Source organism: Paraburkholderia sp. SIMBA_054 (assembly GCF_046534875.1).
Taxonomy (GTDB): domain Bacteria; phylum Pseudomonadota; class Gammaproteobacteria; order Burkholderiales; family Burkholderiaceae; genus Paraburkholderia; species Paraburkholderia hospita.
Genome location: NZ_JAWRXV010000069.1, coordinates 1 through 11993 on the forward strand (window position 1 = coordinate 1; position 11993 = coordinate 11993).

The 11993-nt window shown below is 62.4% G+C and carries 10 protein-coding genes and 1 pseudogene; 10 read left to right on the forward strand and 1 reads right to left on the reverse strand.

What is annotated here, in order from left to right; translation table 11 throughout:
* Nucleotides 1–77: 77 nt before the first annotated feature.
* Nucleotides 78–1484: pseudogene (ltrA, locus tag SB822_RS46005) on the reverse strand (group II intron reverse transcriptase/maturase); the annotation flags it as partial.
* A 1263-nt stretch (nucleotides 1485–2747) separates the two neighbouring features.
* Here ltrA and SB822_RS46010 point away from each other — a divergent pair.
* From SB822_RS46010 to SB822_RS46055, 10 genes are all read left to right on the forward strand, one after another.
* The gene (locus SB822_RS46010; RefSeq protein WP_007586537.1) at nucleotides 2748–3122 is read left to right on the forward strand and encodes an Mth938-like domain-containing protein; all 375 of its coding nucleotides are present in this window, start codon (nucleotides 2748–2750) and stop codon (nucleotides 3120–3122) included.
* Nucleotides 3123–3481: 359 nt separating this feature from the next.
* On the forward strand, nucleotides 3482–5314 hold the full coding sequence (locus SB822_RS46015; protein WP_090835307.1) for a glycosyltransferase family 39 protein: 1833 nt from the start codon (nucleotides 3482–3484) through the stop codon (nucleotides 5312–5314).
* A 28-nt stretch (nucleotides 5315–5342) separates the two neighbouring features.
* A complete protein-coding gene (locus SB822_RS46020; RefSeq protein WP_090835309.1) occupies nucleotides 5343–5714 on the forward strand; it encodes an SMR family transporter in 372 nt (123 codons plus the stop codon).
* 244 nt (nucleotides 5715–5958) lie between these two features.
* The gene (locus tag SB822_RS46025) at nucleotides 5959–7110 is read left to right on the forward strand and encodes a DegT/DnrJ/EryC1/StrS family aminotransferase (RefSeq protein WP_090835311.1); all 1152 of its coding nucleotides are present in this window, start codon (nucleotides 5959–5961) and stop codon (nucleotides 7108–7110) included.
* Between the two features lie 42 nt (nucleotides 7111–7152).
* Entirely contained in the window at nucleotides 7153–8202 is a 1050-nt protein-coding gene (locus SB822_RS46030; RefSeq protein WP_007586541.1) for a glycosyltransferase, read from the forward strand.
* Nucleotides 8199–9146 carry a formyltransferase gene (locus SB822_RS46035; protein WP_090835312.1) on the forward strand — a complete coding sequence of 316 codons (948 nt, stop codon included), beginning with the start codon at nucleotides 8199–8201 and terminating at the stop codon, nucleotides 9144–9146. The genes SB822_RS46030 and SB822_RS46035 overlap by 4 nt, the downstream gene beginning before the upstream one ends.
* Nucleotides 9143–10189 (forward strand): bifunctional UDP-4-keto-pentose/UDP-xylose synthase, encoded by a 1047-nt coding sequence (locus tag SB822_RS46040; protein ID WP_007586543.1) that lies wholly within the window; start codon nucleotides 9143–9145, stop codon nucleotides 10187–10189. Before SB822_RS46035 ends, SB822_RS46040 begins: the two co-directional genes overlap by 4 nt.
* 12 nt (nucleotides 10190–10201) lie before the next feature.
* Nucleotides 10202–11098 (forward strand): polysaccharide deacetylase family protein, encoded by an 897-nt coding sequence (locus tag SB822_RS46045; RefSeq protein ID WP_079485822.1) that lies wholly within the window; start codon nucleotides 10202–10204, stop codon nucleotides 11096–11098.
* Between the two features lie 171 nt (nucleotides 11099–11269).
* On the forward strand, nucleotides 11270–11731 hold the full coding sequence (locus SB822_RS46050; RefSeq protein WP_007586546.1) for a peroxiredoxin: 462 nt from the start codon (nucleotides 11270–11272) through the stop codon (nucleotides 11729–11731).
* 123 nt (nucleotides 11732–11854) lie between these two features.
* On the forward strand, nucleotides 11855–11986 hold the full coding sequence (locus SB822_RS46055) for a hypothetical protein (protein ID WP_255221895.1): 132 nt from the start codon (nucleotides 11855–11857) through the stop codon (nucleotides 11984–11986).
* Nucleotides 11987–11993 lie beyond the last annotated feature (7 nt).

Here is an 11993-nt window from a genome sequence, read left to right on the forward strand (position 1 = left end):
TACGGGGTACGATGCTTGCCCATAATCGGCACCTCCTTCTCCAAAGGATAGATGTCCGTTTTTCTGGGTCAACTTCAGTCCCCTTTCACCTTCTTGTGCCGTTTGATAACCGTACCGTTGATCTGGTATAGCTCAAATAGCCCCTTGCTGCCGTCTTTCCAAACCACAGGAGCAGCGAACACCCACTGACGTTCGCCGACTGAGTGGAAATACTTCTGTCCCACCCACCGGGCGTTCTTTTGCGGATGCCGCCTCTTAGACCACCACCAGAGTCTCCGAAAAACCAGATACTCCATGCGGTTGTACGCCTGTTTGGCCACGACGGGACTGTGATATTGCGCCCAGCCCCGTAACATCGGGTTCAGCAGCCGGATCAGATCCTCCTGCCTCACCGTCTTATTGCCGCTGATCGTTTCCGACACCTTGCGATAGAACGCTTGCGCGTTTTTCTTGCTCGGCTTGATGAGCAGTTTTCCCGAATATTTCCGGAAATTCCACCCAAGGAAATCGAAACCGTCAGCAATATGGGTGATCTGCGTTTTCTCCTCCGACAGTCGCAGTCCCCGAACCGCAAGGAATGCTTCCACCCAGGGCTGGACCTCACTCTCCAGCACCTCTTTCGAGTCGCCGGTGATGACGAAATCGTCCGCGTACCGCACCACATTCACTTTCAGCTTCTTGGCTTTTGCGATCCCTAGCTTCGCACCGAGGTGCGAATTTAGTTCACGTTCCAGCCCGTTCAGCGTCACGTTAGCCAACGTCGGGGAGATAATTCCTCCCTGCGGCGTACCGGCCTCAGTCGCCTGCAACTGCCCTTTGTAAATCAGGCCAGCTTTCAACCACTTCCGCAGAATGCCTCTGTCCATTGGGACATTCGCAATCAGCCAGTCGTGATTGATCCAGTCGAAGCAGCCTTTGATATCCGCTTCCAATACCCATTTGGCAGAGCCTTTCTGGGACATAGCGACGAATATCTGCGACATGGCATCGGCCGTCGAGCGGTTAATCCTGAACCCATAGGAGTTCGGGTCGCTCGTCGATTCCGACACCGGCTCCAGTGCCAGCAGATACAGGGCTTGCATCGCCCTGTCCCGCATGGTCGGAATGCCCAAAGGGCGCTCTTTCCCATTGGCCTTAGGGATAAAGACTCTCCGTAATGGCAGAGGCTTGTATCCACGCCGCTTCAACCGGCCGATGGCTTCCCATCGGCTCTCAGGCGAATCCCACAGTTCGCGATCGACTCCCGCCGTTCGCGCACCCTGGTTCTGCGTAACACGTCGTACCGCACACAACTTTGCGGACAACGTGCGGGTCAGCATCCGTTGCAGGGCCTTCACCCTGCGCCAGTCACCTTCCCGCGTCGCCTTCGCAATTCGAATCTGCATCCCTCTCACGTTCCGTTCGACCCGACGCCAATCTACGGCGTACCAGTTGTCAGGCACGTGGGAAAGCGCAGATCCATCCTGTCGGACGGATACTTTCATGCTGCTCTCCTACCTTGGGTTGATCATTCCCGCAGCAGAAGGCGCATCTTCCCCAACGGGGTAGACACACCCCGCTGGGGAACAACAGTTGAACAAATGTGGCCGCATGCGCCCACATGTCATCCATGTACGACTCACGAGCGCGAACGCCCGTGTCTACCAAAGCATCAAGGTCTGTCAGCCATCTTGCGACGGTAGACCAGACGGAAGTCTGCCCGCTTTCGCGTGGGGTAATGTCCCAACCCCTATCCGGACCATTACAGCCCGGCATTCGCTTTTTCCGTCCTCCCATACCCGCACCGTCAACAGCGTTCCTTACGGTCCACCTGCCAGCCAAACCGCGCTGGCAACGATACGGGCTTACCGCGTTCCCGGCATGTCACACGACTGACGTAGGTTCTGCCTATTCCCCGACGGTCCAACGACGACGCAATCCGACCTTCTAGCGGATTGACCGACCGCACACCTTTTGGTTAGTGCCTATCAGCAGCTTTGGCACTGCATTATTAACGAGGTTTAACAGCAGTTCACTTACATTAACCCTATCAGCCAGCCTAGCTCCTCGACCCCCCTTGCTGCTGGGAGTCTCCGAATGCCTACCTCACGGCAAGCATTCGCCCGAAACCATCCGGGGGCTACGTTGTCAGAGAAGCTTCAGACCCCACCGTTACCAGTGACGCATGTTCTCCTAGGCTACTGCTGGTCGTACAGCAGGTTCCCTGTCCCGCACTAAGCCGCGGGCTGGAACAATGACACACCGAGCTTGCGCTCGACATACCTTAAAATCACATACCCCAATCCGCCTTGTTAGCGGAGGTGAGGCCGCTAACCGGGCGGAACCTGACGGAAATCAGGTCAATGCAATTACGCTCGTGGGTCCTAAGACCTGCGAGCGTGTAAGGCCGCAATTCCAAGCCAGACGGCGCTCGGTTTCGCTTGCTACACAAGGGGTGGCCACAAGGTGCCACCAATGGGACGGCTTTCGCCGTCCAGTCGATGCGACTCGCGTCGCACAAAAAGTTATAATTTAGCGGATTTTGACCGACTTCCGCAATGCACCACGCAAGGCTCTGCAAGCCTGGAGCACGCGGCGGCAAGTGTTAGCCAAGCGGCAGCAAGCGCCCGCCCACGCGCGCGACGTGCCGCAGCCGCCGTTCGCGCGGGTTGCCCGGAGTCTCGACTGTCCCTGTGGCATTGAACCCGAGCTTGCGTATGCCGGTCGAACCGCGACTTCATGTCTAACGACGACCACGGAAAACCAGTTTGAAATTACACCAGGATTCAAGCGGCGCCCTGAACACCGTCACGGGCTACGGCGCCGGCTATGTCGACATCAATCTCGAACGTCATACGGGCAGCATCATCGTGATGCCGGAAAAGCCGGTCATCAGCTGGCCGGTGTCGTCGTTCGAGGCCCTCTCGCCCGAGCACTTCGCGCTGCTGATCGAGCCCGCGCCGGAAGTCGTCATCTTCGGCAGCGGCGAGCGCCTGCGCTTTCCGCATCCGCGCCTCACGGCCGCGCTCGCCGCCCACCGGATCGGCGTCGAGACGATGGACTTCAAGGCCGCTTGCCGAACCTACAACATCCTGATGGCGGAAGGCCGCAAGGTCGCCGCCGCGCTGCTGATCGAAGGCTGAAGGCTGCGTCTGCGCCCGCTCTTCCAGAGGACGCCGCGGCGTTTTTGGATTGGCTGCCTTGCGGATCAAGTACACTGCGCGGCCCGGCGCCCGAAAGCGGGCGAACGCAGGCCACGAAGCACGCCACCAATCAGGTTGCATAAGGTTGTGTTAAGGACCCGGCACGGACAATCCGCGCCGGCGGACTGCGCGGCATCGGCTGCAGCTCAGTCGCGCCACACCCTGTCCGCGCGCGCCCTGCGGCACGCCGGCAGCGGAATTCGCGCTGCGCGCTGCCTCAACGCGCCGCAGCAAAGATTCCGTCCGAACGGAATAAGAAAGAAGCCGCGACAGCGGCGCCGACAAAGGTTGAAAAACACATGAACGACAAGCCGTCCGGGCTGACGCTCAATCGCACGACGGTCCTGCTGCTCGTGCTCGCTCTGGCCGTGATCTGGTTCGTGCCGCTAGGCTGGCGTCATCTGCTGCCGAGCGACGAAGGCCGCTACGCGGAAATGGCGCGCGAAATGTTCGTCACCAGCGACTGGATCACGCCGCGCTACAACGGCTACAAGTACTTCGAGAAGCCACCGCTGCAAACCTGGGCGAACGCGCTGTCGTTCGCGTGGTTCGGCATCGGCGAATGGCAGGCGCGCCTCTACACCGCGCTGACCGGCTTCGCGGGCGTGCTGCTGATCGGCTACACGGGCGCGCGCGTGTTCAACGTCGCGACGGGTTTCTTCGCCGCGCTCGTGCTCGCGAGCGCACCGTACTGGTATCTGATGGGCCATTTCAACACGCTCGACATGGGCCTGTCGTTCTGGATGGAAGTCACGCTGTGCGCGCTGCTGCTCGCGCAGCGCCCGGGGCTCGCCGCGCGTGAGCAGCGGCTGTGGATGTGGCTCGTGTGGGCGTCGATGGCGCTCGCGGTGCTGTCCAAGGGCCTCGTCGGGCTGATCCTGCCGGGCGCCGTGCTCGTGCTGTACACGGTGGTCGCGCGCGACTGGGCGCTCTGGAAGCGTCTGTACCTCGTGAGCGGGCTGATCGTGTTTTTCGCGGTCGTCACGCCGTGGTTCGTGCTCGTGCAGGACCGCAACCCCGAGTTCTTCAATTTCTTCTTCGTCGTCCAGCAGTTCAGGCGTTATCTGACGCCCGAGCAGAATCGCCCCGGCCCGCTCTGGTATTTCGTGCCCGTGATGCTGGTCGGCTTCCTGCCGTGGCTGTCGGTCACATTTCAGAGCGCGCGGCACGCGCTGCGCATGCCGCGCCAGGCGAATGGCTTCGCGCCCGTCACACTGCTGTTCGTGTGGACCGCGTTCATCTTCGTGTTCTTCAGCGCGTCGCATTCGAAGCTGCTGTCGTACACGCTCCCCATCGCGCCCGCGATCGCGCTCGTGATCGGCATGTATCTGCCCCTCGTCACGCGCGAGCAGTTTCACCGGCATCTGACGGGCTACGCGCTATTCCTCGTGGCGGGCGGCTTCGGCGCAGTGTTTCTCGGGCGCCTGGGCGACCGGCGCAATCCGAATGCGCTGTACCTGGAATTCCGCACATGGGTGTTCGCGGCGCTCGCGATCGGGTTCGTGTTTACGCTCGTCGCGATCTGGATCAACCGGCGCAGGCGCGGCGCCGCGAGCGGCGCGCAGAACGGTCTGCCCGCCGGCGCCATGGCCACCACGCCGGGCGTGGCGAGCGGGAGCGCAACATCGACGGGCATCGTCGGCGCCGCGACGGCGTTCGGCATCGGCTGGGTGCTGCTCGCGACGATCGCCGGCACGGGCCACGACGCGTTCGGCCGGCTGTCGTCGGGCGCGCCGCTGGCGCCCGACGTCAAGGCGGCGCTCGCAAAGCTGCCCGCCGACACGCCGTTCTACTCGGTCGGCGTGCTTGATCACACGCTGCCGTTCTACATCGACCACACGATGATCATGGTCGAGCATGCGGACGAACTGGCGTTTGGCGTGTCGGTGGAACCGCAAAAATGGGTGCCGACGATCCCGCAATGGATCGAGCGCTGGAAGGCCGACCGATACGCGTTGGCACTGATGTCGCCGGATCGCTACAAGGCATTCAGCGAGCAGCATCTGCCGATGACCGTCGTCGCACGCGATTCGCGCCGCGTGATCGTCGAAAAGCCGCTTCCCGCTGAAGCAGGCGCCGCCTCGCAAGGCGCCGCGCCGGCCGCGGCTTCAGAGCCCCAACCGCAGCAATGACCTCCTCCCTCACTCGAACTATCCTTCGATGAACCCGATTTCGCTTTTCTGCATCCTCGCTGGCGTCGCGCTGAACGCGACGGCCCAGCTGCTTCTGAAGGCCGGCACGAATGCCGTCGGCCATTTCGACTTCACGATGGCCAACGTCATTCCGATCGGTTGGCGCATCGCGACGCAGCCGCCCATCGTCGGCGGCCTCGCCTGCTATGTGCTGAGCGTGGTCGTATGGGTTGTCGGGCTGTCGCGTGTGGACGTGTCGATTGCCTATCCGATGCTGTCGCTCGGCTATGTTGTGAACGCGTTCGCCGCGTGGTATCTGTTCGGCGAGGTGTTGTCGGCGCAACGCCTGATCGGCATTGGCGTGATCCTGGTCGGCGTGGTGCTCGTCGCGCGTAGCTGACGGCACGGCCTACCGGCGCGGTCCGGACATAGAAGAAACGCCCCTGGCAAGCACGCCGGCGTCTGCTAACGTATTCCAAATTGTTTCGAGCGCTGGACATTGGAGCGGAACTCGCACATTATCGCCGCCGCGTTCCGGCACTGATCAGCGCAGCCGCGGCAAATTAAGCTTAATGAAAGCTAAATGCCGGGCTTCGTTTAGAAAAGCAGCCGGCGACCCTTTTTAATATCGAGCAAAACCATCCATGACCCAGTCATCCGTTCCGTTTTTGCCGTTCGTCCGTCCCGAGATCGATGAAGAAACGATCCGCGGTGTTGTCGACGTGCTCCGCTCCGGCTGGATCACGACGGGCCCGCAGAACCAGGCGTTCGAAAAGGCATTGTCGGAATACTGCGGCGGCCGCCCGGTGCGTACGTTCAATTCGGGCACGGCGACGCTGGAAATCGGTCTGCGCATCGCGGGCGTCGGCGCCGGCGACGAAGTCATCACGACGCCGGCGTCATGGGTGTCGACCAGCAACGTGATTCTGGAGGTGGGCGCGACGCCCGTGTTCGTCGATATCGACCCGGCCACGCGCAACATCGATCTGGATCTGATGGAAAAGGCGATCACGCCGCGCACCAAGGCGATCATTCCCGTGTTCCTGTCGGGCCTGCCCGTCGACATGGACCGCCTCTACGCGATCGCCCGCGCGCACAAGCTGCGCGTGATCGAAGACGCCGCGCAGGCGTTCGGCTCGACGTGGAACGGCGAGCGTATCGGCAAGCTCGGCGACATCGTGTCGTTCAGCTTCCACGCCAACAAGAACCTGACCTCGATCGAAGGCGGCGCACTTGTGCTGAACAACGAGGAAGAAGCCGTCCTCGCGCAGAAATACCGGCTGCAGGGCATCGTGCGCACGGGTTTCGACGGCATGGATTGCGAATTGCTGGGTGGCAAGTACAACCTGACGGACGTCGCGGCGCGCGTCGGCCTCGGGCAGCTGCAGCACATCGAGCGCTTCAACGCGCAGCGCAAGAAGCTCGCGCACGCGTACTTCGATGGTTTCGAAGGCGGCGCGGCCGTGAAGCTCGGCATGGGCCTGCCGCTCGCGGACTTCGAAAACAGCAACTGGCACATGTTCCTCGTGACGCTGCCGCTCGCGCGCCTGTCGCTCAGCCGCGCAGCGTTCATGGAGCAGATGAAGGAACGCGGCATCGGCACGGGCACGCATTACCCGGCTATCCACCTGTTTTCGCTGTACCGCGCGATGGGCTACAAGGAGGGCATGTATCCGCATGCGGAGCACTATGGCGCGACCACGCTCACGCTGCCGCTCTTCACGCAGATGAATGAAGGCGACGTCGCGCGCGTGTGCCGCGCCGTCAACGAGATTTGCGAACAATACGGCCGATAATCTGGTCAATCAAGCGGTCAACCAAGCGGAAACCCAGCGGAAATGAATCAAACGGACCCACGCACGGTCGCTCCCGAACTCTCGGTCATCATCCCCGTGTACAACGAGGAAGCGGGGCTCGGCGAGCTGTTCTCGCGACTGTACCCGGCCCTCGACGCGCTCGGCACGGGCTATGAGGTGATCTTCATCAACGACGGCAGCCGTGACCGGTCGCCGGCGCTGCTCGCCGAGCAGTTCCGCGCCCGTCCCGACACCACGCGCGTGATCCTGCTGAACGGCAACTACGGGCAGCACATGGCGATTCTCGCGGGCTTCGAGCAGTCGCGCGGCCAGATCGTCGTCACGCTCGACGCCGACCTGCAGAATCCGCCTGAAGAAATCGGCAAGCTGTGCGCGAAGATGCGTGAAGGCTTCGATTACGTCGGCACGATCCGCATGCAGCGCCAGGACAGCCTGTGGCGGCGCAAGGCGTCGCTGGTGATGAACCGTCTACGCGAGCGCATCACGCGCATCAAGATGACCGACCAGGGCTGCATGCTGCGCGCGTACAGCCGCCATATCGTCGACACGATCAACCGCTGCGGCGAAATCAACACGTTCATCCCCGCGCTCGCCTACACCTTCGCGCAAAACCCCGTTGAGATCGACGTCGCGCACGAAGAGCGCTTCGCGGGTGAGTCGAAGTATTCGCTGTACAGCCTGATCCGTCTGAACTTCGACCTCGTGACGGGCTTTTCGGTCGTGCCGCTGCAATGGCTGTCGTTCATCGGCGTGATTCTTTCAATGGGTTCGGCCGCCCTGTTCGTGCTGCTGCTGATTCGCCGCTTCATCATCGGCGCGGAAGTGCAAGGCGTGTTCACGCTATTCGCTATCACGTTCTTCATGCTCGGCGTGATCATCTTCGCGCTCGGGCTGCTTGGCGAATATATCGGCCGCATCTATCAGCAGGTGCGCGCGCGGCCTCGCTATCTGGTGCAGACCATCCTCGAACAACGCAACGGCGAACCGGTTGCCGCGCAGCCGCGCCAGTCGGTCATCCCGGGCGTGCAAGCCGCGCCCGTCACCGGCGACGACCAGGGGCTCATCCGATGAAGCCGCGCGCCGTCGTTTTCGCGTATCACAACGTCGGCGTGCGCTGTCTGCAGGTGCTGCTCGCGCGCGGCGTCGACGTCACACTCGTCGTCACGCACGAAGACAGCCCGACGGAAAACATCTGGTTCGGCAGCGTCGCGTCGGTGGCGGCCGAGCACGGCATTCCCGTCGTCACGCCCGCTGATCCGAAGAGCCCTGAATTGCGCGCGCGCGTCGTCGAGGCGCGGCCGGACTTCATCTTCTCGTTCTATTACCGGCACATGCTGCCCGTCGATCTGCTGGCCGTCGCGCCGCGCGGCGCGTACAACATGCACGGCTCGCTGCTGCCGAAATATCGTGGCCGCGTGCCGACCAACTGGGCCGTGCTCAACGGCGAAACCGAGACGGGCGCGACGCTGCACGAGATGGCCGCGAAGCCGGATGCCGGCGCGATCATTGCGCAGACGCCCGTGCCTATCCTGCCCGACGATACAGCCGCGCAGGTGTTCGACAAGGTAACCGTGGCCGCCGAGCAGACGCTGTGGCGCGCGCTGCCCGCGCTGCTCAAGGGCGAGGCGCCGCACCTGCCGAACGATCTCGCGCACGGCAGCTACTTCGGCGGACGCAAGCCGGAAGACGGGCGCATCGACTTCAGCCAGAGCGGCCAGCAGGTCTACAACCTGATTCGCGCCGTCGCGCCGCCGTATCCGGGAGCGTTTACTGACATCGACGACGCGCCGGACGGCGCGCGCTTTATCGTCGCGCGGGCGCGCCTGGCACCGCCCGGCGCGCCAGACGGGGATTTGCCGCCCGGCATCCACGTAGGCGATAATGGCTTTTTTGCGACATGCGGCGACGGCCGCATCATCGTGATCCACGAATTGCGGCATCTGCGCGACGGCAACGAGCGCGTCGTCACCCCCGCCGAATTCACCCAGCTCACTCAATCTTCCCGTAACACATGAAAAAAGTCCTGATTCTGGGTGTGAACGGCTTCATCGGCCATCACCTGTCCAAGCGCATTCTCGAAACGACCGATTGGGAAGTGTTCGGCATGGACATGCAGACCGAACGCCTCGGCGATCTCGTCAACCACGAGCGCATGCATTTCTTCGAAGGTGATATCACGATCAACAAGGAGTGGGTCGAGTATCACGTGAAGAAGTGCGACGTGATCCTGCCGCTGGTCGCGATCGCCACGCCCGCTACGTACGTGAAGCAGCCGCTGCGCGTGTTCGAACTGGACTTCGAGGCGAACCTGCCCATCGTCCGTTCGGCCGTGAAGTACGGCAAGCATCTCGTCTTCCCGTCCACGTCGGAAGTCTATGGCATGTGCTCCGACGAACAATTCGACCCGGACGAGTCCGCCCTCACCTACGGCCCGATCAACAAGCCGCGCTGGATCTACGCGTGCTCGAAGCAGCTGATGGACCGGGTGATCTGGGGCTACGGCATGGAAGGCCTGAACTTCACGCTGTTCCGTCCGTTCAACTGGATCGGCCCGGGCCTCGACTCGATCTACACGCCGAAGGAAGGTTCGTCGCGCGTGGTCACGCAGTTCCTCGGCCATATCGTGCGTGGCGAGAACATCAGCCTCGTTGACGGCGGCGCGCAGAAGCGCGCGTTCACGGATATCGACGACGGCATCAGCGCGCTGATGAAGATCATCGATAACAAGGACGGCATCGCGACGGGCAAGATCTATAACATCGGCAACCCGACGAACAACTTCTCGGTGCGCGAACTGGCGCACAAGATGCTTGCGCTCGCCGCCGAATTCCCCGAGTACGCGGAAACGGCAAAGAAGGTGCAACTGGTCGAGACGTCGTCGGGCGCTTACTACGGCGCGGGCTACCAGGACGTGCAGAACCGCGTGCCGAAGATCGACAACACGATGCAGGAACTCTCCTGGGCGCCGCATTCGACTTTCGACGAAGCGCTGCGCAAGATTTTCGAAGCGTACCGCGGCCATGTCGCCGAAGCACGCGCCCTCGTCGAACAACAGTAAGGGCTGCCGCGCTTGGCTCTGATCGTCCTGAAGATCGATGTCGATACGCTGCGCGGCACGCGTGAAGGCGTGCCGAATCTCGCGCGTATCTTCGACCGCTACAAGGCGCGCGCCACGTTCCTGTTCAGCCTCGGCCCGGACCACACCGGTTGGGCGATGCGGCGCGTGCTGCGGCCGGGCTTTCTGAAGAAGGTGTCGCGCACGTCGGTGGTCGAGCATTACGGCGTGAAGCAGTTGATGTACGGCGTGCTGCTGCCCGGCCCCGACATCGGCGCGCGCGCCCGCTCCGAAATGCGCGCGATCCACGAAGCCGGCTTCGAATGCGGCATTCACACGTGGGATCACGTGTACTGGCAGGACAACGTGCGTTCGCGTCCGCGCGACTGGACCGTCGCGCAGATGCAGAAGAGCCACGACCGCTTCGCCGAGATCTTCGGCATGCCGCCCGTCACGCACGGCGCGGCCGGCTGGCAGATGAACGGCCATGCGTTCGAGCAGATCGACGCGTGGGGCATGCGGTACGCGTCCGATGGACGCGGGCATGCGCCGTACTTCCCCGTGGTGGGCGGCCGCACGCTTTCGCATGTGCAGATGCCGACCACGCTGCCTACGCTGGACGAAGTGCTGGGCATCGACGGCATCGACACGCACAACGTCGCCGCGTGGATGTTGAAGCGCACGGAAAACAATCCGCACGATCAGGTGTTCACGCTGCACGCGGAACTCGAAGGCCAGAAGCTTGCGCCCGTGTTCGAGCAGCTGCTTGCCGGCTGGCGCGCGCAAGGTCACACATTTGCCACGATGGGCGATTATCACGCCACGCTAGACCGTGACACACTGCCGTCGTACCCTGTGACGTGGGGCGAGATTCCGGGCCGTTCCGGCGAACTGATCGTTCAGCCCGACTAGCCGCACGGCGGCCGGGCGTCATTCGACACGCGTTCGCCCAATGTCAAAGACCTCATTGGCCGAACGCGCGACACGTCCCGAAGAACACCCAGCAACCCCGAAGAACGCGCTCAGGCGCGGCCCACGCCGCCGCCGACACCGATAACAACCGATAACAAACCGGAGGACCTCGTGCCCATCGCAGTCGATCAAGCCGTTCCCGATTTCACCGCCCCGGCTACGGGCGGCGACTTCACGCTGTCCAGCCTGCGCGGCAAGAAAGTCGTCGTGTATTTCTACCCGAAGGACAACACGCCCGGCTGCACGACGGAAGGACTGCAGTTCCGCGACCTGTATCCGAAGTTCAAGAAGGCGGGCGCGGAGATCATCGGTGTGTCGCGCGACAGCGTGCGCTCGCACGATAACTTCAAGGCCAAGCTGGAACTGCCGTTTACCTTGGTATCGGATCCGGACGAAACGCTGTGCACGCTCTTCGGCGTCATGAAATTGAAGAAAATGTATGGCAAAGAAGTACGGGGAATCGAGCGCTCCACGTTCGTCATCGATGCTGAAGGCGTGCTGCGCCGCGAATGGCGCGGCGTGAAAGTGCCAGGTCACGTCGACGAGATTCTGGAGGCTGTACAAGCGCTTTGAGGCGCGTTATATTGGGCCGCAATGAGTGCCTGTTCACATACTTTTTTCCGCAGTTGCGCTGCAGATCGCGTCGTCGCCGCCGCTGACAGGTCGGCCATGAGGCGAGCCATGAGGCGCAATGCGATGACCGAAGTCGAGCCGCTTGCCCCGTCTGCCGGGGCGGCGGCTTTTTTAATTGCGCGCAGCAGTTTGCGTCGTTCGCAGCGCACTTTCGTCAAGGAGCCGATCGAAGACCAGGCGAACCGGCATTACTAATCCGACA

Coding starts and splice junctions, on each gene's coding strand:
- SB822_RS46015 (WP_090835307.1), top strand. CDS start 3,482: ATGAACGACAAGCCGTCCGGGCTGACGCTCAATCGCACGACGGTCCTG.
- SB822_RS46020 (WP_090835309.1), top strand. CDS start 5,343: ATGAACCCGATTTCGCTTTTCTGCATCCTCGCTGGCGTCGCGCTGAAC.
- SB822_RS46025 (WP_090835311.1), top strand. CDS start 5,959: ATGACCCAGTCATCCGTTCCGTTTTTGCCGTTCGTCCGTCCCGAGATC.
- SB822_RS46030 (WP_007586541.1), top strand. CDS start 7,153: ATGAATCAAACGGACCCACGCACGGTCGCTCCCGAACTCTCGGTCATC.
- SB822_RS46035 (WP_090835312.1), top strand. CDS start 8,199: ATGAAGCCGCGCGCCGTCGTTTTCGCGTATCACAACGTCGGCGTGCGC.
- SB822_RS46040 (WP_007586543.1), top strand. CDS start 9,143: ATGAAAAAAGTCCTGATTCTGGGTGTGAACGGCTTCATCGGCCATCAC.
- SB822_RS46055 (WP_255221895.1), top strand. CDS start 11,855: ATGACCGAAGTCGAGCCGCTTGCCCCGTCTGCCGGGGCGGCGGCTTTT.